The 24,820-nt window shown below is 45.5% G+C and carries 15 protein-coding genes; 3 read left to right on the plus strand and 12 right to left on the minus strand.

What is annotated here, in order from left to right; all coding sequences use genetic code 11:
* Nucleotides 1-30 precede the first annotated feature (30 nt).
* From KUV50_RS01385 to KUV50_RS01405, 5 genes are all read right to left on the minus strand, one after another.
* Nucleotides 31-1,707: a right-handed parallel beta-helix repeat-containing protein gene (locus tag KUV50_RS01385; RefSeq protein WP_222578290.1), complete on the minus strand. Its 1,677-nt coding sequence runs from the start codon at nt 1,705-1,707 to the stop codon at nt 31-33.
* 43 nt (nt 1,708-1,750) lie between these two features.
* Entirely contained in the window at nt 1,751-2,707 is a 957-nt protein-coding gene (locus KUV50_RS01390; RefSeq protein ID WP_222578291.1) for a sugar phosphate isomerase/epimerase family protein, read from the minus strand.
* Nucleotides 2,708-2,725: 18 nt separating this feature from the next.
* Entirely contained in the window at nt 2,726-4,483 is a 1,758-nt protein-coding gene (locus KUV50_RS01395; RefSeq protein ID WP_222578292.1) for a RagB/SusD family nutrient uptake outer membrane protein, read from the minus strand.
* Between the two features lie 2 nt (nt 4,484-4,485).
* Nucleotides 4,486-8,061: a SusC/RagA family TonB-linked outer membrane protein gene (locus KUV50_RS01400; protein WP_222578293.1), complete on the minus strand. Its 3,576-nt coding sequence runs from the start codon at nt 8,059-8,061 to the stop codon at nt 4,486-4,488.
* Nucleotides 8,062-8,459: 398 nt separating this feature from the next.
* Complete coding sequence (locus tag KUV50_RS01405; protein ID WP_222578294.1) at nt 8,460-9,440, minus strand: FecR family protein; 981 nt, start codon at nt 9,438-9,440, stop codon at nt 8,460-8,462.
* A gap of 163 nt (nt 9,441-9,603) precedes the next feature.
* Between KUV50_RS01405 and KUV50_RS01410 the strand changes: the two genes are divergently transcribed.
* Nucleotides 9,604-10,191, plus strand: a complete 588-nt coding sequence (locus KUV50_RS01410; protein ID WP_222578295.1) for an RNA polymerase sigma-70 factor — start codon at nt 9,604-9,606, stop codon at nt 10,189-10,191.
* Between the two features lie 32 nt (nt 10,192-10,223).
* Here KUV50_RS01410 and KUV50_RS01415 read toward each other — a convergent pair whose 3' ends face one another.
* The 7 genes from KUV50_RS01415 to KUV50_RS01445 form a co-directional block, all read right to left on the minus strand.
* Nucleotides 10,224-11,792: an FAD-dependent oxidoreductase gene (locus KUV50_RS01415; protein WP_222578296.1), complete on the minus strand. Its 1,569-nt coding sequence runs from the start codon at nt 11,790-11,792 to the stop codon at nt 10,224-10,226.
* 84 nt (nt 11,793-11,876) lie between these two features.
* Nucleotides 11,877-13,430, minus strand: coding sequence for a sodium:solute symporter family transporter (locus tag KUV50_RS01420; protein ID WP_222578297.1), 1,554 nt, complete (start codon nt 13,428-13,430; stop codon nt 11,877-11,879).
* Nucleotides 13,431-13,461: 31 nt separating this feature from the next.
* Complete coding sequence (locus tag KUV50_RS01425; RefSeq protein WP_222578298.1) at nt 13,462-14,700, minus strand: exo-alpha-sialidase; 1,239 nt, start codon at nt 14,698-14,700, stop codon at nt 13,462-13,464.
* A gap of 34 nt (nt 14,701-14,734) precedes the next feature.
* Nucleotides 14,735-14,923, minus strand: a complete 189-nt coding sequence (locus KUV50_RS01430; protein ID WP_222578299.1) for a hypothetical protein — start codon at nt 14,921-14,923, stop codon at nt 14,735-14,737.
* A 126-nt stretch (nt 14,924-15,049) separates the two neighbouring features.
* Nucleotides 15,050-16,348, minus strand: a complete 1,299-nt coding sequence (locus KUV50_RS01435; protein WP_222578300.1) for a M14-type cytosolic carboxypeptidase — start codon at nt 16,346-16,348, stop codon at nt 15,050-15,052.
* A 1,316-nt stretch (nt 16,349-17,664) separates the two neighbouring features.
* Nucleotides 17,665-20,145 (minus strand): glycosyl hydrolase family 95 catalytic domain-containing protein, encoded by a 2,481-nt coding sequence (locus KUV50_RS01440; protein WP_222578301.1) that lies wholly within the window; start codon nt 20,143-20,145, stop codon nt 17,665-17,667.
* A gap of 180 nt (nt 20,146-20,325) precedes the next feature.
* On the minus strand, nt 20,326-21,099 hold the full coding sequence (locus KUV50_RS01445) for an SDR family NAD(P)-dependent oxidoreductase (RefSeq protein ID WP_222578302.1): 774 nt from the start codon (nt 21,097-21,099) through the stop codon (nt 20,326-20,328).
* A gap of 160 nt (nt 21,100-21,259) precedes the next feature.
* Between KUV50_RS01445 and KUV50_RS01450 the strand changes: the two genes are divergently transcribed.
* Together KUV50_RS01450 and KUV50_RS01455 are read left to right on the plus strand one after the other, a co-directional pair.
* Complete coding sequence (locus KUV50_RS01450) at nt 21,260-22,966, plus strand: IlvD/Edd family dehydratase (protein ID WP_261394952.1); 1,707 nt, start codon at nt 21,260-21,262, stop codon at nt 22,964-22,966.
* Nucleotides 22,967-23,336: 370 nt separating this feature from the next.
* Entirely contained in the window at nt 23,337-24,662 is a 1,326-nt protein-coding gene (locus KUV50_RS01455) for a dienelactone hydrolase family protein (RefSeq protein ID WP_222578303.1), read from the plus strand.
* Nucleotides 24,663-24,820 lie beyond the last annotated feature (158 nt).

Raw genomic sequence — 24,820 nt, forward strand, 5'->3', positions numbered from 1 at the left:
TTTATTTTATGTAGGAATTTAAAAAATTGATTACTCCGGGAGGGTGGCTCCCATGGTAGTGCTGCCTGACCTGTCGTGTCCATGGAAATCCTGGTCCAACCAGTCTTTTTCAGATTCAGGGAACAGATAATCAATCTCTTTAAGATGATTTGGTGTCATCCCATAAGTCAAAGCGGGGTTGTCGTCGCCAATTGGAGTGAAATCATCACCCAGCATAGAAATGGCTTTAAAAGCTGCATCCTCTTCGATTTGTCCGTTGGCATCAAAAACCACTTCGCCACTGGTCGAAGCCAGAATTTTTGCCGGATCGGCGTCCGATTCATATACGTCGATATTCATGGTTCCTTCCTTCTGAGTGTTGCCCGAGATTATGGAATTATAGATGCTAAGGATGTTTTCTCCTTTTCGCCGGTATACACCGCCACCTGGTCCTTTGATGGTGTTCTCGGTGATGGTCGTGCTGATGATTTCCATTTCACAGTTGTCATACATCATTACACCACCCCCGCCATTGGAAGAGGTGCTTTCATTTCCGGTGACCAGACAGTTGACCAATGCCCCTTTGGAATCAGCGCGGGCATAGAACGCAGCTCCGAAGGAACGACCTTTATTGTCCCGAATTTCTGAGTTGAACAAATATATTTCAGCATTCGGGTAGGCGTGTACGGCTGGTGCAGTACCACCGGAGTTTTCGTTAAACTCGGAATGGTACGCGAATACCGTCGAATTGTTGGCCCACAATCCACCTCCATTACTTTTGGATGCATTATTATTGAGTTTGCTGTGGAGGATGGTCACTTCTGCCTCGTCAAATACATAAACACCGGCGACATACTTGTCCGAGGTATTGTTTTTTACCGCACAATTCTCCAGCACGACCCGGGAACCACCGATAATAAGTCCTCCACCATATTCACGACGAAAGTCCCTTCCCTGGATAGTTGCTGAAGATTTACTTCCATCGGCCTGACCGTCAGATATGGTTAAGCCTCTAAGCACCACTTGTTCTTCATCCGACTGAGGTGCCGAGATGGTGACTACGTGGTATGAATTGTTTCCGTCCGACAATTCTCCGGACAATATTGTAGGGTAAGCATCCGGATCTGGGGTGGCTCCTGAACTGGCTTGGGCAGGAAATCCACCGATCAGGGTCATGTTGCTCGCCACTTCAAAAGTGCGATCGCGGGGATCATCCGAATTTCCTCCGGAAACAATGTTCATAGGGGTGTGATGACCTTCCGCGATGAAAATCGAACTTCCGGTAATGGCCAATTTTAAAGCATTGGACAAATTGGTGGGATCTTCCCAAGATTTGCCGGACCCCTCAGCGCCCTCTTTGACAAATATGTTTAAGGTTAATCCGGATTCTTGAACGACAGTCAATTCGGCTTGGGTGCCTTCCTGGCTATGGACGGTGATCGTGCTGCTCCGTTCATCGTTTTCGTTTTCCGTAACTGAAAACGACAGCGCACGTTTTCCTTTTTCCCCGGTGGATTCCTCCAATGTGATCCAATTTGCAGTGGTATTGGCTTCCCAGCTCAAATTCGACAATACATCGATGGAAAATTCCCCGCCTCGGTTGGAAACCTGGATGGCGTCCTGCACATCCAATAAAAGTGTGGGGACGAAATCGTCCTTTTCTTCACAACTCATGATGGTCATTCCCGCGAGCAGGACTGAAGCTATTGCAATAAATAAAGTACGCATTATATGTTTTTTTTTATAAGATTAAAATGAATAAAGAAGTGCTCTATTGATGAAGTGTTTTGATGTATTTGGGATACAGGTTTTGGAGGTAACATTCCACAATATCCATTTCATCGTCATAAGCACTTTCGTATAAAAAGGGGCCAGAATACTTCACCTGATCCAATGCCGCGAGAATGTCCACCCAATTGTTTTCTCCTTCACCTGAACATGGGAAATAATGGTTTTCAGCTTTTCCGGTTCCATCGGCGATGTGTACTGACTTCAAGCGATCTCCCATCTTTCGGATCATGATTTCAGGATTTTTGATGTGGTTCATATCCACAGCTAATCCAATTGATTTTGGCAGGCGATTAAAAATTTCAGAAACTTCCGCTACGGTTCGCATCAATGGTCGCTCGCGATCGCCTTTCATCAATTCGGGGCCCAACATATTTTCCAAAACCATAGTGGCGCCAATATCACGAACGGCCGCATCAAGTTCCAGCGCCGAGGTGATCAACTGGCTCTTTCTCAGGTCACGTTGACCAGGAGGATCCAGGTAATAGCTCGGATGGAAAAGGATGATTTCCGGCTGAAGAATTTCCAGATGCTTCAATAATCGAGCATGACCCTGAACCACCTTTTCGCGATCTTCTTCCACTATGGTTGATAGATCCATCGCCTGGCTAAAAGGCATGTGCACAGACCAGATGTTGATGCCCGCAGCGTCCGCAGCTGCTTTGGCGTCCAGCATGATTTGCTTTACTTCCTCGTCCGTTTTGGAATAGACGCCTTTCTTATCAAAGAATGTGTTCATGCCTGATGCTTCTACATGCCGGATTCCGGATTCATACGCATGAGTCATTTTTTCTACTGTTATCCGGGTCACCGGAACAGAATACCCTATTTCCAGGGGTTGCGGCTCCTCCACTTCCGGTAGGTCATCAGTGGTCTTTGGTTCTTCCGCTTCACAACTGTAGAATAGCAGTGAAAAAAGAATGATCAGATATTTCATCATTAGTGAATTTTTAATTGTTTAATTCCAATTTGGGTTTTGTTCCAACTGTGGATTCAATTTCAGTTCCTCAATAGGAATCGGATAAAAGTAATCCTTGCTTTCGTCAAAACTTCCACCGAGTGGGAATGGATTCAAATTTCCGGAATTGGTCGGTGAATTTCCTGTTATTGGATCACGTAATATTCGCTGCTGAACATTGATGATCGAAGTAGCTGATGACGGAGCACCAGAAGGATTGCCATCGTGAAGATAGACATCAGGACTGCCATCCTTGTTAAAATCATGCGCACCCAAATCTGAAAAATAAATCCCCACCATGGGTTTCTCGATTTTACTTCCTTCTTTCCATCGCATTAAATCATCCCACCGGAGTCCTTCGTTGAATAATTCGATACGGCGTTCGCGTCGTATTTCTAGAATCACACCCTGGTAAGCACCCTGTTCGACATTGGGGTACATGTTCGCCAAATACGGATCGGGGTTGCCGTTGGCCTCCGTAAGATTTAGATGAGGCATCCCCACGCGGTCTCGCAATAAGTTAATGGTTTTGTCCAGGTCGGCCTGTGTAATTGTTCCCAGCTCTGCTTTAGCTTCAGCGAGGTTCAAGAGCGCTTCTGCATATCGATAAACGATGATGTCAAAATGAGCAGAGCTCCATTGATCTTTCGAAGGTAAGGCTTTGATCACGCGGTATCCTGTGGTTGCTCCTTCCAGTTTTACAGGTTCTGGTTCGCTTTCACCATTGACGGTGAATCCGGGGCCAGCCGTTGTTTGCGTCAAACGAGGGTCCCTGTTTTGCATCTCCTCATAGTATTCGATCGTTTCATAACCGTCTATGTCTGTAAAACGGGAGCCATCTTTCATCAAATAGCTGTTGATCAGATCTTTGTTGATTCCGTAAGCGCCTTGCGTAGGAGCTGTCATCAGGTAACCTAGATTGTGCGTTCGGATTCCTTTCTCATAGTCCGCAGCTAAAATGGTTTCGACGGCGTCTTGATTATCCCGGGAAAATAAATTTCGGTAGGCTTCGTCCGGACCCCCGGCAGTGTAGAGCTGATATGCACCCGATTCAATTAATTCCTCCGCAGCATCCACGGCGTGTTGCAACATTTTTTCATGATTGGGTAAGCCGTGGTACTTTCGAAAGGTTCCTTCAAACAATCCGATTCTGCTTTTCAGAAGTAACGCGGTGTATTTGGTAACCAGGTTCAGTTCCTTTTCGTCCGTCATATTCGCAATCGCATAATCGATGTCCATCATCACAGAATCCATAATCAGCTGTCTGGAATCCCTTGATTTGTACAAGTCTTCATCGTCAGCGGAAAGGACATGATTATACCAGGGCACATCTCCGAATCGCTTTACTTTGTTGAAGTAGAACAGCGCTCTGAAAAATCGGGCTACGCCGCCATATGTTTTTTTAGCTTCTTCGTCTTCTACTTTTTGGTAATGCTCCAAAAAGAAATTGATGTCCCGCAAGTTTCCCCATGACCAGCCTCCACTACCGCGCCGGGTCGGGACGATTCGTCCACCTCGTATGCGTTCCGATGCGATCAAGGGGATGATATTATCCGATGCGGCATCATCCGTGTAGACAGACTTAGTCGGCAACATCGTGTAGAAATCATTGGTGGCGACTTCCAGGTCTTTCGGCGTGTTGAAGAAAAAATCAGCATCTACATTGTCTTTGGGCGGACGATCCAGAAAGTCTTCATCACAACTAACCAGTGTGAGAAACAAGAGTATTGAACTTAGTGTTATATGTATATATCGCATTGTTAAAGTTTTATGTTGATTCCAAATGAATAGGTTTTCCCCATGGGGTAGTCCCGTAAATCTGCGCGGGCAACAGCATCTCCCGGATTGGAGTAGCTGATGGCGGATCCGGCCTGTTCTGGATCGATGTATTTGGTCAGGTTGCCAAATCTCCAGGTGAGGATGTTTTCTCCGCTAAAATAGATTCGAACCTTTTTGACATCGATTCGATTCGTCAGATGGCGTGGAAGAGTATACCCCAATGTCAGATTTTTTACTCGGAGATAACCGATGTTCTCCAGATAATAATCATTCATCTCATAAAGCGACCGGTTGCTACCCAACGCCGCATAGCCTCGTTCTACCTGCGGATATTTATTGTTTGGATTGTCTGGAGACCAGGCATTATCGATCAGATCTTTTCGCACAAAAGTGATGTAAGGTCTCAGGTAAGGTCCCCAATACCGGTCACCGGTGGGGTACCAATTTTGTTTGCCAACGCCTGCACCAGCCAGAGCCACATCAATATTCCGCCACGATCCGCTCATGTTAAACCCAAAAGGGAATTTTGGCATCGCATTTCCTATGGGTTGGATGTCGCCGTGGTTATCCAGACGATATTCACCCCGATCGATGCGACCATCACCATTGGCATCCACATATTCGATATCACCCGCACGAAGCTTATTCCATTCGCTATTCTGGACCGTGTTGATAATGTATTTATAGACTTTTCCAAGACTGTTGGATGGATTTTCAAATTGCGCCTGGTATGCAGCGGCCTCTTCATCGGACTTGAATTGCCCGGCTACCTTATAGCCCCAAATTTCACCCAGTTCCTGACCTTCCCAGTAGGTGCTCATTAAGCCCTCCGGGTTGTCATATTTTGTAATGACCCCTTTGAAATTTGATAGCATGGCTGAAACGCGGAACGAAAATGGATGACCACCCAAGTCAAATTCATTGCGATAACTCGTCGTCAACTCTATACCTCTGTTGCGCAGGGAAGCAAAGTTCTCTCTGGGCTCAGCTGATCCAAATACGCCAGGTAGAGGCTTTCCTGGTAAATACATGTCTTCTGTATTTTTCTCAAACCAGTCAAACGATACAAATAGCTTATTTTCCAAAAACGCCAGATCGATCCCTAAGTCAAGTGATCTGGTGGTTTCCCAGGTGACTACTTTCGGTAAGGGTGACGGTGCGCCAGCATAGTTCAACTTTAGTCCATTGTTTAACCAGCTGGATTTGCCAAGCTGCATCAATTGCTGAAAAGTGTTCACGCCTACGCTTTGATTTCCCAAAGCACCATAAGATGCCCGAAGTTTCATGGAAGTGATCAGGTGATCCAATGGACGCCAAAAGTCTTCCCGGTTCACTTGCCATCCGGCTGAAACGGAAGGGAAGAAGCCCCACCGGGTGTCTTTGGGAAACCGGGAGGAACCATCATATCGTGCATTTACTTCCAGAAGGTATTTCTGTTCATAATCATAATTCCATCTACTGAAATACCCCTGAACAGCCCAGTCCAGGGACGAACCATCAATGTTGTACATTTCTGTTCCAAACGCCAGGTTGGCTTTGTCGCGTACCAACAAATCTTCTGATTGTGCTACGATACGATCCCTGGAAAATGTTTCCTGGTTATAACCCAAAAGGAGTTTGAAATTGTGCTTGTCTTGCAGGGACTTGGCATAGGTCCCAAAAAGGTTGAGCGCATTGTAATTGTTTTTCCATCGCCATTCGCCTAATCTGTTTAACCCGACAGTTTCCTCGGAGAGCCGGTCCGTCGTGAGGTATTCAAATTCATTGTACCTGTAGGTGCGATGGGTATTGTTGATTCTGGTGCTATAATCAAAATTGACCACCAGATCCTTGATTGGCGTCAGTTTGGCTCGAAAGGTATTAGTGAATTCATCGGTCAACCACTTCCGCCAGTTGTTTCCGTCTTCCATAGCTGCATGACCGCCCTGGCCACCATTTCCACCTCGGCCGACATCGACCGGTTGTCCGTCCAGTTTATTTGGATAGAAAGCAAACAGGTCATAAAAAGTAGTTGTACTCCATATTCCCCCATATCCATTTCGATACCCACCAAAATCTTCATCCAGTTCATGGGTGAATTTGATGTTGTTCGAAAGTTCCAGCCAAGAGTTGGGAACAAAGGTAATGTTGGCATTGAGGTTGTACCGATCCATATCCGCATCACGGATGTTTTGGATGGTTTCCCGGTTGTAAACACGGCCGGACAGGTATCCTCTCAGCTTCTCATTTCCACCCGAAATAGACAAATTGTGGTTTTGCGATGGCTGATATTCTTTGAACAGATAACTGTACCAGTCTGTATTGTAAAAGAACTTGTAGGAACCATCGGACTGCTTTTCATGAAAAGGTTCGATCTCACCTTTGGAAACAAGCTTGATGGTCTCCCAGTCAAAATCATTGTAGCCGGTATAACTAGAGCCGTTGTAACCATAGATGGCAGCGTCAATCATTTTTCCATAGGCGTACGGATCCGAAATAAAATCAGTCCGTGTTGTCGGTCGGGTCCATGCAAAGTTGTTGGTGTAGTTGACGGCCATTTCTCCAGCTTCACCCTGCTTTGTGGTGATCAGAATGACTCCGAACGAACCTCGGGCCCCGTAAATAGCTGCTGATGCCGCATCTTTTAACACGGTAACATTTTTGATATCTTGTGGATTAACTTTGGTGATGTCTCCTTCTATTCCGTCGATCAGAATCAGCGGGCTACCCCCATTGATGGAGTTGAACCCCCGGATATTGATCTCTGGTGTTTTGGTCGGATCTCCTGTATTTACCTGAATATTAAGCCCAGGGATCATCCCTTGCAACGAACTGACAATATTCGCATCGGGACGAGCCGCGATATCGTCTGCGCTAACTTGTCCTACGGCTCCGGTCAGATTGGCCCGTTTTTGTGTGCCATACCCCACGACGACCACCTCATCAAGGGTTTGTGCATCTTCGACCATCACGATAGAAAACTCGGTTCTGCCTTCTACCGGAATCTCCTGACTCTTATAACCGATGTAAGATACTAGTAATACCGCCTGATCGTCGATATCTGTGAGCGTGAATTCTCCATCAAAGTCGGTCGTTGTCCCCTTATTAGTGCCTTCGACCAGAATATTTACACCGATCAATGGATCTCCCTGATGATCTGTGACTTTTCCGGAGATGTTCAAAGTGAAAGCCTTGATATAATCTATGTGTCGCAGGTAGGTAGAACGCTGGCTTGTCTGTAGCTTTGGAACACTTGAAATCGTTGATTTTGTGATAATAACCTTATCTTTTACTGAAGTGAACTTCAATGGCGTGTTAGTTAAAATCATTTTCAAAGCGTCAGATACCGATATTGCTTCTTTATTTATGGATGCCTTGTACGCCCCCACTTGTTCAGGATTGTATGCAAAGTGCAGCGCTGTTTGTTTTTCGATTTCTTTGAAAATATTCGGAAGTATTTCATCCGTGACCTTTAAGTGAACTACTTTTTTATCTAGTTCCTGCCCATATCCTGGTTCTGCCATGGTCAACTGCAATCCGACCATAAACACGGCTATTAAAATAAAGCTTAATTTCATCCAAAATAATTTTGGTAATGGAGGTAAGCGCCAATTATTTATATGGTGATTACCATTAACATCTATGTTTTTCATAAATTTGAATTTGGTTTTTGAATAATTTATTCCAGAATTATTTGAAATTTTGATCATTCCGGATATTTACTTGGGCCTGCACGCCTTTAGTCTTATCCGGGATGATCCTTTTATACAATATTGAATATTTTTATTCTTTATTTTGATGCAAATCTAAGGGCGTAATATGAACAGAATGTTAACTTAGGATGATCAAATCAATCCCTCATCTCCATTGATTTTACTAAAGGTTTTTTATTCCATTTTTACGTGGTGTTGCTCTTCTTCACACACACACACTCACACACACACTCACACGCACACCCACACTCACTCCCGTAAGTTCACTCCCGTAAGCATCCTTTTCCATAAATTGTGATTTTATTATTAGTTATTTTATACTGAGCATTTGACACTCTGCACAGTATCATCAATATTTCTTCCATGGGATCCTCTGCATTAAATGAGGCGTACAAGGGACATCCCTTGATCGCCTTATTGTCAAATACAATCTTTTTATCCCAGCGTTTCTCCAAAAACAGTGCTGCCTCCTCCATATTTACATTGGCTAGTTTGAAAGCACCGGGTTTCGGCAACTCGTCTTTTTCCTCTTCCATCCTTTTTACATTCCGTTTGACCAGGAGTTTTTCCGATTGATATATTAGTTCATCATTTTTCTGGAGGATGGCTAGTTCTTTCTCTTTGTTGTTCACTTTCACGGTTCCACTTGTTACTTTGATTTCTACCTCTTTTTTCATGGAAGAAGCATTGACACTGAAGGAAGTGCCCAGTACCGTGGTGATGATTTCACCGGTCTGCACCTGAAACGGGTGTATCGTATCTCGCTGTACATCAAACCAGGCTTCCCCGGACAGTTCTACGCTTCGGACTTTACCATTAAAAGTTGAAGGATAGGTTAATTTAGCTCCAGGACTCAATAACACATACGTACCATCCTCAAGTAATAAACTGCGCTGATCGGTTTCAGATGCTATCGTGATGTCTGTTAGGGGAGAAGGCACGTTGTTAAGCCCTTCCGGACTTGGATTGAGATAAAGATATCCACTAATCAATATTACCAGAGCAGCGGCCACCCCCGATAAGACAACCTGGAGTTTTTTACTTTTCTTTCGCTGTATGTGATCATGAATACCCCGGTACACCCGATTCTTTGTTCTGAGCTTATCTTTTTTTTTCCATGGTTGCTCTTTGGTGTCCGGATCGGACAAATGCGCATAGTACTTTTCCATTATTTTTATCTCGTTTGCTGTTGCATTTCCTGCGAGATACCGGTCTATGAGATCCTCTAGCTGTTCCTTTGTCATCGTGTGTTGTTCGACTGTTTCATATACTATGTTGCATCCAAATGCACAAACACGTAGTCAGATGGTATTTTTTTCTTAGAAAATTTAGCGTTATCTTTCGCTGTCCAAGTGAATAGTACACCTAATGGGCAGAAGCTCATTGGTTTAACAGGGGATTTATACAATGAAGGACAGGATCAATCGACTAACTCAGAATCTTTCCGAACAACAGCTTTTGAAAAATCTTTCAAGGCGTAAAGAAAGTTCGCTTAAGGAGTTGTATAACCGATACTGGGAAACACTGTATCTCCAGGCCTGGCGAATACTACAAGATGAAAAAGCCAGCGAAGATGTGGTTCAGGAAGTGTTTATCGATCTTTGGGAAAAGCGTAAATTTGGCGATATTGAAAATCTTTCCGCCTATCTGTATCAATCGGTCAAATACAAGACGCTGATGATGCTCCGTAAAAACCGCATCACAGAAAAACACCTTGAAGTCATTAAAGAAATCAGTCCTGTACATACCTTTGATCGTGCACTGCAGGTCAAGGAGCTTCACGAAGATATTACTTACCACTTGCAACAACTCCCACCCCGATGTCGGGAAGTATTTTACAAAAGCCGTTTTGAACATTTGAAGAATGACGAAATTGCGGAGCAACTCAATATTTCAAAACGAACGGTAGAGACCCACATCAGCCATGCCCTCCGTTATCTGCGAGGCGTAAAGGAACTTTTGATGCTGATGATCTGGTTGGGGCTTTTTATTTGAGAAACAAAATCAGACTACGTTAGAGTAATCGATTACCTCACCCCCTCATTGGATAAAATTTGTCCTTGTTTCTTTAAGATACGACGAACCTCCTGGATGTCCACATTTCTGGGTTGCTGATCGTTCTGAAGGCATACATGCGCTGCCACTCCTGCGGCCTGTCCCAGGGACATCCAGGTCGGTTCCATGCGGATCGAACAATAAGCTACATGGGTGGCTGAGAGCGCAACCGGAACCAGCAAACCATCAATTTTTTGCGGAATCATCGTCCGATAGGGTATTTCATAGGGGCGAGTCAAGTGCGCCAACATACCCAGGTAACCCTCTAAAACGGTTCGGTTTTTATCGAACTTTTTATGAACCGGGAAACTATCAATGGGGAATTCACCCATGGCGATGGTGTCATCGTGTTGGAAAAAACCCGGGTTTCCTTTTGTAATGGCGACATCGTGTTGCGTCAAGGTGTATTCCCCCTTCAGACGCCTTCCTTCACGGACATATAGTTGGAAAGGAAAATGGTTGTTGTTCCTAAATTCATCCAATGGCAGGTGATAGGCCTGAGCCATTTTTCGGTGCTCCTCCGGCACTTCTTCATCATTCTGTAGAAACCAGATTAGTCCCAAAGCAATATTCCGGTGCCTGTCACAGATCCTTTGTCTGGTGACGGCATCCCCCTCTATATAGCCTTCATTTACTTCCGGAAACGGAAATCCCAGCGGTCGTGGGTTTGTATTGGCGTCTACTTTTGAGTTGGGTAGATCCGTTACGGAAAGGGCCCGGACCAGGGTGTCGAAATGTTCCGGATAGTAGCCCCATCCTTCATGGAATTCAGCCGGTGCACTCAATCGACCTTCCTTTAAATCATCAAAATAGGGGGTGTATAATCTGCGATCGTAGTCCGCGGGCGGTGAATCGAGCATGTAACTGTTCTCAAGGTCTGTGGTCAAACAATAACGATAGGTGTAGGCCTGGATCCCGTGGTCGGCTTCTCCGGTACTTCCGGGCAGTATTTCACCCTTTTCATAATCAAAGAAAATTACACCGGCATGGGGTTCTCCATATGTATCACGACCTTCCCGTCCCAATCGATATTCAGCTCCGGCACTCGCATACAAATCACCTTCATAGGTCGCATCAATAAATACTCCGGCAGAAAAAGAAGTAATCATTCCATTGGAAATATTCAATGCTTCAAGGCCTTTCACGCAATGGTTATTCACATCCACCTTTAGCAACTGATGGCTCGTAAAGACGGTAATCAATCCCGTTTTGGAAACCATCTCATTCAGAATCTTTTCAGCCACCGAAGGTTCAAAATAGTACCCTTCCCGACAAAGCTTCAAGTCATCCGAATCTGGTTCAAATTTATCTTGGTAATATTGGTACACCCGACCGGTGAATTCCCGGAACAACCCCCCGATAAATTCTTTTTGTTCGACATCGCTTTTCCCCAGGCCGCTTGTTGTCATACCACCGATGTGGTTATGAAATTCTATAATAGCAACTCTTCTTCCCAGGCGGGCTGCTGTGATAGCTGTCGCCAATCCACCCGGTGTTGCTCCCAATACAACAATGTCAAACCTTTCAACTAATTCCGGCATACAAATTTTGTTTTTAAATTACTATTCGATAGATTTTCTCCAAATGTCATAACACCCATTTATTCCGTTTGACAGGAATTAAGGTCATGGATCATCCGAAATCCACTCTTGTTCTTTTTGATTTTCTTTCATAGTCCATACCGTAAGTCCCTGAAGGTTTCGATCGGACTTGTTTCTTACCAACCCGATTGCATAGGCCACTACTATAAACAATCCATTGACCAAGGCACCGACCCAATAACTATGTACAGGAAGGATCCAGGATTGCGGAAGTACACCCAACAATCCCAAGCCGAGATATATATTAAAAACCACTGCTAATATCAATGCTACGGTGGCAGAGAAACCATCGATCCGCTCCGTGAAAAAACCCATAATAAAAAGTCCCATTAGGCAACCTCCAAAAACACTTGTTACAATCAAACTAATATCATTCATACTTTCTTTATCGATTTGACTAAATACAATGGCTCCCATGATTACCAATAGCGTCGCTGTACCCGCGATATAGTAAGCGGATCGAAGGTAAAACGAATCAGGACGGTCCTTTGCCAGCCAGGGTTTCATCAGATCAATGACACCGACCGTGGATAGGGCGTTAATTCCCGAATCCATCGTACTCATGGCAGCCGCAATTACAGCTGAAATTATGACACCAGAAATAACCGGGGGAATCTCACTCAGGACAAAATAAGGCAGGACCTGGTCAGCCTCCAGACCAGCAACCACGGTATTCGGAAAAGTTAGATAATATACGAACAGTGCCGTTCCGATAAAGAAAAACAGTGTCCACATGGGGAGTGCAATAGCTGTATAAACGACGGTTGCTTTGCGCGCTTCCCTCGTCGAACGTGCCGAGGCATAGCGTTGCACCATGTTCTGATCCCCTGCATATATGCCCAGCCAGTTGATAATTCCCAGAATAGCCACGGTATAGAAAGTACGTTCACTTAGATCAAAATCCATTGCACCCAGGCTAAACTTATTGTGCTCCTTACCCACTTCAAAAATTTGTGCAATGCCATCCGGCAAATCAATGGCCATCCAGGTAAAGCAAAGGATTCCACCTACAATTAAAATAATGGCCTGCACTACATCGGTCCAAATCACAGCCTCTATTCCACCCATAATAGTGTAAATTCCAATAAACAGACCAGTCCCGACGATAACCAAAGCAATAGGTGCACCGGTCAAAAACTGGATCACCAATGAAATCAAGAAAAGGACCTGTGCCATGCGAATAAGCTGCATCATTATAAAACTCACCGTACCATACATCCTTGGAACCATTCCGTAGCGCTCCCCCAGATATTCAAAGGCGGAAGTCAGCTTCCCTCTCCGAAAAAACGGGATAAAAACAATGATGGCTAATACAGCCACAAAGGGTACGACCAGATTGACCGAAAGTTGGCGCCAATCCAACACATAAGCAGCAGCCGGCAAGGCCAGAAAAGTAGCTGAACTAACGATGGTTCCTAACATGGACAAACCGATGATCCATCCAGAGAAGGATCTTCCTCCGACAAAATAGTCTTCCGTGGTTTTGTTTCGTTTGGAGAAGTAAAATCCAACCGCCAGCATTCCGGCCAGATAGATCAAAACGGTAATGATGTCAGCGGTACGAATCGATAAATCCAAATCTTTCTATTTTAAAATTATTCCCCTTTTTTCAGTGCCTCTTATTCCTTGAAGGCATTTCAAGGTTTTCCAGATCCGATATTTGAATTCGCTCCACTTCAACGGATTGTTTTCGTCCACCTTTTCCGCCGGAATGAGCGACATACAGATATCCTTCGTGTTCCATGACATGGGGATAATCCACCCCATCAAAATCACCTTCCACGAGAAAAAACATTTTATCGAAAACCATTCCATCATCACTGACGGACAGGGTTAACCATTTTCTGTTTTCGTAGTATGAGTTGTTCACCAGGACGTATTGCCCGTTGCTCATGCGAAGGCCATGAAATTTGGAACGGGCATCCGGAAAATCGGTTTGTACAGGATGGCTCCAGGTACGACCATTATCGATCGAAAAGGAGCGGTATAAATAACCGCTTCGATTATTATCCCTAAAAAGTGCCATCAGGCTTTTTCCATCGGGAAGAACCCACCAATAAGGCTCTTCTGCTGATAACTGGCTCGCTGATCCAAAAACAGGGAAAGATTCCCACTGGTCAATAGCCTTTGTTCCTCCTACCAAAAAATGAACTCCACTCTTCGTATAATCATAGGCTCGACGGGACATCAGCCATTCGCCTCCTGGAAGTTGCTTGGGTGGGAAATTGTTGATGGTGTTATCATGAACCAGGATATAATCTTCCCAGCTTCTGTTAGCTTTATTCCACCGAAAAGCCCGCAGTTGGAGACTTGGGCCAAAGAAACCAGCCGCTTCATCCAGTGTTACCAGGGCCAATAATTCTCCGTCTCGTTCCCAGAACCCACGGGCGATATACCGAAACCCGTCTTCTGTCCTGGTATTATAATGCAGGGATTCGGGGCCCGAATCGGGGGGATAGGGTGTAAGCATTAGAGGCTCGCTCCAGGTCCTGCCATCTTCACTGGTAGCATACTTTACGACTTGACCTACCTTGTCCTCTATTGATGGTCCGTCGCTCCACATGGCCCAAAAAAGGCCATCATAGTGGATTAAATAGTTGTGTTGATTCACTCCATCCTGCGGTGTTACATCACTAACCACAATGGATTCTTTCGGAACACGAGGTAGTGCATCAAAATCAATATTATGCGGATCTTCAAACCAATCTCCAACCAACATGACGGGGGATTGATCATTACTTGAAGGATCAGGATAGTTTTCTATCTTTTCTTGGCATCCGGTTACTGTAAAAATCACAACGATCAACAATGTAATTGCCAGAAGTCCGGTGATGAGATTTTTTATCATTAGTTCTATTTTTATCATGTTTTAAATCAGAAATTTATCGTGTGGGCATTTTGAGATTTTCCAAGTCTGATATGCGAATGCGCTCTACCTCCACGGATTGCTTTCGTCCGCCTTGCCCCCCGGAATGAGCGACATAAAGATATCCCTCGTGTTCCATGACATGCGGATAATCCACACCACCCAAATCGCCGTCTACCAGAAAAAACATCTTATCGAAAACCATTCCTGGCAACCATTCAGTGTGCAGGCCATAGCACATGAGATGGTAATGGTTAGAATGTGGAGGAAAAGTGTTTTATTCATTGCATTATTTTATTGGAATATTCTCTTGTTTACGGAAGGTCCTATTTTATTTGATGTGAGCACCTTCCGTGAAATACTTTGAAATGGCATTCCCTAATACCAAACCTTCTGATCGATACCCTTCCCGTGTACTTAATGGTGTATTCATATTGACCTCCAATGTTAATATAATCGTACTATCGGTTCCATTCATGGTTACCCAGGATGTTGAATTCCCTTTATTGACTCGTTTCCAGGGTCGGGCGCTGTAGCAGATTTGGGACATGGATTGGGTCGCCCGAAGCTTGTCATCGAATGGTTTTGCATCCAAGGTTTTTAAAAACTTAGACCGATTTTTGCTCTGAGTTGGAGTAAGCACATCTTTAGATTCCGGCATGATAAAGTAGGGGTGGCTTTGATTCCCAGGGCCATGAAAATCAATAAACAGATCGGCCTTGTTTTGTGCGACCAGCTCTTTTATTTTTGATTTGATGGCACGAATTTCCGGCCAATGACTTCCCTTGTTCTCCCAACCTCTGTTGTGATCATAGGGCGCCTGCATTTTTCCGGTCCTTCCTTCCGTGACACCATCCACATCGACAATGGGAACTACAGTTATCTGGGCACATTTTCGTAAAGCCATGGCTTCCGGACTATTGGACAATAACCATTCTGTGAGTTCGTGCAACACCCAGCTACTGCCCGATTCAAACGCATGAGATCGGGCTTGCAACCAGATACCATATTTACTTTCGCTATTCTCGGTATTGTCAAATCGAAGGGCCTTAACCGGACGATCCCCTTTCGATCTACACAGTTCAATGACTTCTACACCTGGGTCGATAGCGGCTAAAGGTAAGAGTAGCAAATCGATGTGTTCCAGAGTGTACGGCAGATCATAGGCAAACCAAACCGAATCACCTTTTACGATATGTGTGTAAACAAAAAACTCTTTGCCATCTATGACCTCCATTTTCCCTGTATTGGTCAATCCCCAATCTTTACGATCGTAGCTAAAATTAATTTGGGGACTAATACCCTTTATGGTTGAGTCTCGGGTGTCCAATTGAATGGTGATTTCTTCCCCGGGAGTCAATCCACCCACCCTAAAATGCCACCAGAGCTGAGACCACCCACCCTCTTTTTGATTGTGAGGTATGACCTGAAGGGTCAACGGTTTTGAATTTACCATTTTGACCGTACCGCCTCCACTGGGAAAGTCTGTTGAGATAAAAACAGAATCATTCCTGCTATTAAAAAAACCGGTTGGAACAGACGGCAACAACGAAGGCACCATCATACTGGCTGATGCAACCAGACTTGTGTTTCGGGTAAATTCCCTTCGGCTTATCTTTTTGTTTTTCATAAATTGCTCCTTTGGTGCCTGATCCAATATCGTTTCATTCTTCGAGCCCGGTCAATCGCCCATCACACAGGGAGGAATTGAATTGAAAATAAAAATCACAATTTTTCACCAAGTCGTTCAACTGTAGCTTCATGCTGGCTGAACAATCGAAAAAAATTTATCAAAATGAAATTTACCGGAAATTAATCGAGGCGTTTAGCACCCCTAATTAGACAGGTAAGATATAGCTTTTTATTTTAGCAGGACCGGATACGAGCTTTTTTTAGTTGAATTTTTCCTGAAACTAGAGAATATTATGGAAGCTCAACATGACATTTAAAAAGATTTAAGTGGATTGCTTTGATGATGGTATGACGCTTAAGAAACAAATGCGAAGTATCCAAAGTTAGTGATAGAACACCTTGAGGCAGTTCGGAAAGAACCTAAAATAAAAAAAAAAGACACTCCTTCTTTGGTGGGTTCAGGGAGTGTCTTTGACTATTTATTCGATTCTAAAAACAGACTCAAATCAGTTCCGCATGATGGTGAGTTTTGAAATCGTTTTATACGGTTCATCTTTATGATCGGATCCCAATTTCAGATTTCACACCTTGTAAGCTTTAAGATCAGGAACATCTGTCTTTAGTACAAAACTTTTTCTCTGCTTATACCGGTCCGTATATTCTACTACTAAATACCTCCCTGACTTGGATAAAATGATCGACTTGGGATAAAATTGCGGGCTACGATAATTTTGAGTGCCGGTTGCACGGGCTTTGTATCTGCCATTGTAATGGTAGTCGGCCGTAAGAAAATTGTTGGGTTAGGATTCCTTGTGCGTGTGGGCGGTGAGTGCCTGGTGGAGCAAATTCTGAAAACTTTCTATACCAAATTCTATTCATTCGGTAGTTCTCGTTATCTTAGGAATACAGGGATCGATGAAGCCCTGACTTATCTGGACGTAACTTTGATCACTAACGTGAACTGGCCTTTGTCCAGCCCGTCAGCACCGGGTGCCCCAATGACCACTTGGTAAGGGTGGTTTAGCGCGATGAGATTTTTTACCTTTCTGAAGTACCCCTGCGTTTCGCCCCGTCTTTTGAATGCCCACTTAAAGTCAACTTCACATCGGATGCACGATGGGAGGTTGGGTGCCGTATTTTCCCGGGACCTTGCTTACTTATTGTATGATTTGGTCATGGACGGGTGAACGACAACACCATCGTAAATGCAACGACTGTAATTAAATCTTTCATGGATCCAAGATAGACTCCTTGGACTGTGGTTCCCAGCACCCAAAGTGGTGATTTATCTAACTATCCGTCGGAATAGCTCATTTACAGCTTCCTATGGACAATGATTTGATCTCCTGTCATGGTTTCTATTTCATACATGTGGCTCAAGTCGGCGCCTGAAATCGTAATTTCTTTTACCGCCAGATCCGGTTTGCCCTTTGCCGTGATCACGAATGGTTCTTTGGATCGGATCTGTAATTTCCCGCCGCGAAGACTCTCAATTTGGGCAGATTTGAGACGGCCTCCATCCCATCGGATATCCACTTGAAAAGCGCCCCGTGCTTTCAATCCGCTGACTTCACCGGTTATCCATTTCGTGGGTAGTGCGGGTAGAAACTCCAGAAATCCAGCATGAGACTGCAGCAGCATTTCAGCCACTCCTGCTGTACCTCCCATGTTCCCATCCAGCTGAAATGGTGGGTGTGCGCACAAAAGGTTGGAATAACTGCCCCCACCGGAGGACATTTCTGTCCCTTGCAACCCTGTCGGACGTAATAATCGTCGATATAACCGATGCGCCTGGTCTCCATCCTTGAGTCTTGCCCAAAAATTCACCTTCCATGCCAACGACCATCCGGTCCCCTCATCACCCCGGGCATTGAGGCTGGTTTGCGCTGCTTCGGCCAATTCAGGTGTCGTGGTTGCCGTGATTTGGTTACCCGGATGCAGGGCATACAAATGGGATACATGCCGGTGTTTGTTCTCAGGGTCATCTACATCTTCTTTCCATTCCTGCAATTGCCCCCAGCTCCCCACCAAGGGTGGTAAGATTTTGTTCATCACGATTTTCGCGCTATCCCGAAAAGCATCATCCGTATCAAGTATCATACTGGCTTCTATACAATTATGTAAAATATCCCAAGCGATCTGATGATCCATGGAGGCACCCTGAGAAATTCCGCCATGCTCCGGAGAATAAGAGGGGCTTGAAACCAAATATCCTTCTTCATCTTCGGTGAGATAATCCATCCAAAACTGTGCAGCCCCTTTCATCAAAGGATATCCACGTTCTTTGAGAAATGCAGTATCTCCGGTAAACTGGTAGTGTTCCCACACGTGGCGGCACAGCCAGGCCGCACCGGCCGGATAAAATCCCCATGGAAATCCCCATCCGGGTGCAGTATATCCAAACGCATTGTTCATCGTATTGACGATCCAGCCGCTGGCGTTGAAAAATTCTTTGGCTGAAACCGATCCCGGTTCGACCAAACTTTCCATGTAAGTCATCAATGGTTTGTGGCATTCACTCAGGTTTGTGATTTCGGCTGGCCAATACAACATTTGTTCATTAATATTCATATGGTAATCGCAGGCCCAGGGCGGGTCTGCGCTGTTGTTCCATTTTCCTTGCAAGTGCATCGGCATGGTGCCGGGGCGCGAGGCCGAGATCATCAGGTAGCGTCCGTATTGGAAGTACAAGGCTTCCAGGCCGGGGTCATCCCCGCTTTGAGCAAACTCCTGCAACCGGACGTCTGTGGTGCGGCTTTCTTTGTGACTATCCCCTAAGGACAGATGTACCCGGTCAAATAGATGGGTATAGTCTGCACGGTGGCGCTGCCGGATCTCTTCATAGGTCCTGTTCTTGATTCGTTCCAGTGCCCGTTCATTATCTTTTCGGAAATCATTCCCTGAGTAATGCGGGTAGTCCATGGTATACGCTGTGGCTGCCACCTGAAAAAGGGTCACTTTCTTTGCATTGCGGATATATATGGAGTCCGAAGTGTACCGGACTTGCCCATCCGTGTCAATTTTTAACCGCATTTCATACTCCAACTCATTGTCCCGGACTGCGCCCCGAAAAGTATAGACCTGATTCCCGTATTGTGCATTGATTTTCTGATGTGGGGTCTCATACGCAATCGTATAATTAGCAGCTTTTTCTCCCTCCAGACGATAGACCATCACCCGATCCGGATAACTGCCAAAATAGGTGCGGCTATATCGCTTTCCATTGTGGATGTAGGAAACCTTTCCTTCAGCATTTCGGATATCCAACATCCTTTTGTATTCTTCCACTTGATCCGGATGCTCCGTTCGGATAAGAACGTCTCCCATGGTCTGTTGGGCACCGTAATCACCAAACATAGCACCATTCTCGGTGTCATGAATGACCCCTGTCAATTCTTGGGCGGCCAGTTTGTGCGCTTGATTAATCTGGCCGGCCTCTAGCAATGCTCTTATTTTGTCCAAATGCTTCCAGGCATTTTCACGAATGCCAAAATTATATTGATGGCCTGACCCGGGCCCGCCGCTCCACAAAGAGCCTTCTGAAATTTGAATCCGTTCTTCCTCGAGACCACCGAAGAACATGGCTCCTGTATACCCATTGCCAATGGGGAGTGCTTCTGTCATCCACTCGGTGGCTGGTTCATCGTACCACAGAAGTAGTGCATTGGATTTGCCATCCTGGACACCTGGAAATGACGCAGGTGCTTTGATATCATGCGCTGTTATAATGACAGATGTAGTTAGTGTCAGAAGCCATATGATCAATCGAAGGGTGTAACTAATTGGTTGGCTCATAATCATAGATATAAGATGAAATATTCTCTGCAAAGGTACAATGTGTAAATGAAAACGCCATTGTCTTATTGTTTCGGGATGGTGGGATTGCGCAAAGTTCAAATGGAGGGGGAGTGTGCAACAAATGCGGTCGTCGCCAGAATATACTCAGGTTTACAGAACATGAAATTAAAAAATGCTTTATTTCGGCTGTGGACTGGTCGAGGTCCAGCCCCCATCCACAATGATTGTCTGACCGGTGATCTGGCCGCTTTTTTCACTGAGTAAAAATAAGGCTGTATGCGCTATATCACCGACGTGGGTCACTTTGCCGGTGGGTGTGATCCGTTCCCATTCCTGGATATAATCAGGGTCTTCTGTGGTGCGCTCGGTAATCGTGGCACCGGGTGAGATGGCATTTACAGTAATTCCATACCGAGCCAGTTCAACGGCCGTGAATTTTGCAAAAGCCTGAAGTGCTGACTTGGTCATTCCGTATGCTGTCAGCCCCTGGTGAGCCTGGTGTCCGGTCACCGAGGACATGACGAGAAGGCGTCCGGGAATACCTTGTTTGATCATCGCATGGGCTGCTTTTTGACAGAGAAAAAAACTACCTTGCAAGTTGAGGTGAATCAATTTTTTGAAATCTTCCGGTGTATAATCCAGGAAATTGCCGAAGGTGGTGATTCCGGCATTAGCTATGACCAGGTCGAGCCGCTGATAGGCGGAAATCGCCTTTTGAATCATAGCATCGATGGTCTTTAGGTCGCCGGCATCACCGCTGATGCCTATGCATTGACTTCCCTCGATCGCGTCATTCTTTTCGATCTCCGTGCACGTCACTTGTACCAGCTCGGGATCAAGATCATTGAGGATCAGGTTGACCCCGCGCCCTGCCAATTGACGGGCTATTTCCTTTCCGATACCTTGTCCGGCCCCGGTTATAACAGCAGATTTTCCTTTGAAGTCACTCATGGTTATTGGTCTTGAAACTAGAAATGGCGAAGCGCTGCCAAAGTATTAATTATCATGGATAATATAATTGCTTTTAGAGAAATTTTATCGATCCAGGATTATTCACACTCAATTTTTACTATCTTTCTCCTCTTCATGACCTTATAAATCAAATTATATTTTGAATCTCAGAAGTGAAAAATGGTTTGCCCGAAAAGGGAAGGATGGATTTATTTACCGGGCCTGGATGAAAAACCAGGGCATTCCTGATGATGAATTTACAGGAAAACCGGTCATTGGTATTTGCAATACCTGGTCAGAGCTCACACCGTGTAATGCCCATTTTCGAGAATTGGCAGAGTCTGTAAAAAGGGGAGTGCTGGAGGCCGGTGGATTACCGGTGGAATTTCCGGTAATGTCTCTGGGGGAAACCTTGATCAAACCCACCGCTATGCTTTATCGGAATCTCATGAGTATGACCGTGGAGGAGTCGATCCGTGCGAACCCCTTGGATGGGGTTGTTCTGTTGGTGGGGTGTGATAAAACCACCCCAGCCAGTGTCATGGGCGCCTGCAGTGTAAATTTACCCATGATCGCAGTATCGGGCGGGGCGATGCTGACCGGGAAACACCAGGGACGGAACTTGGGAACATCGGATTTGTGGCGATTTGATGCAGAAAACAAATCAGGAAAACTGACGGCTGAAGAGTTCCGGATGATCGAAGGCGCCATGTGCCGGAGCCGAGGCCACTGTGCAGTGATGGGAACGGCATCAACGATGGCTTGCATGATAGAAGCACTCGGTATTACATTGCCGGAAAATGCTGCTATCCCGGCTGCGGACTCCCGGCGAAAAGTGCTCGCTCAGTTGTCAGGCCGGCGCATCGTCGATATGGTAAAAGAGGATGTCAAACCCTCTGATATCATGACGCGCGAACTCTTTGAAAATGCCGTTAAAATAAACGCTGCTATTGGTGGCTCTACCAATTTCATGATTCATCTCATGGCGATTGCGGGCCGGCTTGGGGTCCCACTGACTTTACGAGATTTTGACCACTTAGCGAAGGATATCCCTTTATTGGCAAATCTGGAACCTTCGGGAAAATACTTTATGGAGGATTTTTATTATGCCGGCGGTTTGCCCGCTGTAATTAAAGAATTGTTGCCTCATCTTCATGGAACGGTGCGTACGGTCAGTGGTCAAACAGTGGTTGAAAACAACCAAAATGCGCAATGTTATAACCGGGACGTCATTGCCTCGTTGGATAAACCATTTCAACAAAAAGCCGGAACGGCCGTCGTATACGGTAATCTTTGCAAGGATGGGGCAGTCATCAAACCTTCTGCTGCCAGCCCACATCTCATGAAACATCGCGGACAGGCCGTGGTTTTCGAAACCATCGAAGACTATCATGAGCGCATCAATGATCCGGATCTGGATGTCACCGAAGACCACATTCTCGTGTTGAAAAATGTGGGTCCCAAAGGTTATCCGGGAATGCCGGAGGTGGGAAATATGCAACTCCCCGCTAAGTTACTTCAACGCGGAATTACGGATATGATTCGGATCTCCGATGGGCGAATGAGCGGTACCGCTTTTGGAACCACTTTCCTTCATGTCTCTCCGGAATCTGCTGCGGGTGGTGTCCTGGCATTGGTCCGGGAAGGGGATTGGATCGAAGTGGATGTAGAGGAACGGCGGCTCCATCTTGATGTGAGCGACGAGGAGCTCGAAAAACGACGGGAAACCTGGAAACCCTTGCCAGAACCTACAGACAGAGGATATGTTAAAATGTTTTTGGATTACGTTCAACAAGCCCATAAAGGTATGGACCTGGACTTTCTACAAGGAAGTTCGGGAAGCGAAGTGACGCGGGATTCGCATTGAAAGAGATAGGGCGCTACGCTGTTAGGTCTTAGGACGCTGCGCTGTTAGCTGATGGGACGCTGAGTTGTTAGGGGTTAGGGTGCCTCCCTCATGATGAGTGATGAATTACACTGCCCCAGAGGGATCACCATGTGACAATTTTCTTTTATTAACCTTATTGATTTTAGCTTAATTTAGGTTAATTGGATTGATGGAGTTTATGCGGATTCTTCCCGTTAGGGACGGTACATAGGTAGAAATCTGTATATGGATAGAATTTCCGTGTCAGGTACGGTACATGGGTGAAGAGCACGCCCTGAACAAGATGGTAAAATGAAAGCCTTTGTGACGGGATAAAAACTTCGCTGCTAAAGGTTGATAAGTATAAATCATGAAAAACAGACCCAAAAACAATCCCTTTGCTTCTGAGAATAGGAATTCCCGCCGGGAATTTTGCAAAAAATCAGCGTTGGCTTCCGGAGCTGCGTTGTTCCCATTTAGTGTGGCATCGGAGAAGTATTTGGTGAGCCAATTCACCATCCCATATAAAAGCAAAAACATGATCAGTAAATCATCAAAAAGTATTATTGGCCCGTACGGTCCGTGGTTGGCCGACCACCGGAAAGATCCTGGGGAGCTGTCATTTCGACATGCTACCTATTCAAACGTGAAATCATGGAAAAATGAAGTGCTTCCAAAGGTCCAAAGTTACATTGGACGACCTGATATTGACGCTACCCCGGCAGTTCGCGTCACTGCAACGTATCAGTATGATGGCCTGGATGTGGAGGAATTGGAGTGGTCCTGGCCCTACGGACATCCCACGAAAGCCATTTTGCTTAAGCCACAGGGGGCCCATAAGCCGCTTCCTGCCGTATTGGGCCTGCACGATCATGGTGGAAATAAATATTTTGGATGCCGGAAAATAATTAAAAATGGTGATCAACACCCCATGATGACTTCACATCAGGAACGATACTACGAAGGTCGGGCCTGGGCCAATGAACTTGCGAAAAGAGGGTATGTAGTTTTGGTGCATGACGTATTTACCTTCGCCAGCCGGCGGGTGCGATACCATGAAATGGGGCCCATACCCTGGGGTGATGTAAGTACGAAGGGGAGGTCAGACGACAATCCCGAAAGTCAAAAGAACATAGATCTTTACAATGACTGGGCTTCAGCGCATGAGCATGTGATGGCGAAATCCTTATTTTGCGGCGGCACCACATGGCCGGGAATGTTTTTATTGGAGGATCAGGTTGCTCTCGGAATACTGGCAGAACGGCCGGAAGTGGATGAAGCTCGGATCGGGTGTGCTGGGCTGTCGGGTGGGGGACTGCGCACAAATTATTTGGGCGGGTTGGATCATCGAATTAAGTGTGCGGTCAGTGTGGGGTTTATGTCGACTTGGGATGACTTTATGCTTCACAAATCATATACGCACACGTGGATGACCTACATCCCGCTGTTGCCAAAGCTGATGGAGTTTCCCGAGATACTTGCACTCCGAGCCCCGCTCCCCACCATGTCTATGAGTACTAATGATGATCAGCTGTATACCTTACCTGAAATGAAGAAGGCTGTCACTATACTGGAGGATGTATTTACAAAAGCGGATGCTTCGGATAAACTGTCGTGTCGATTTTATCCGGGGCCGCATAAATTTGATGCTGTCATGCAGCAGGATGCTTTTGATTGGTTCGACCGATGGTTGTAGGGGACGCTTCGGTTTTGGTTGTTGGTCATCGGTACGCTTTTGTTATCGATGCCCGAACAAACAGAGCAGAAGAGGAGTATCGTACACATCGGGGGGCTGCAAAACAATGAATAATCGTCTATCGTAAGATAATACAATAATTGGTCAAGTTAGGATTA

The organism is Membranihabitans marinus, assembly GCF_019802045.1.
GTDB lineage: Bacteria > Bacteroidota > Bacteroidia > Chitinophagales > Saprospiraceae > Membranihabitans > Membranihabitans marinus_A.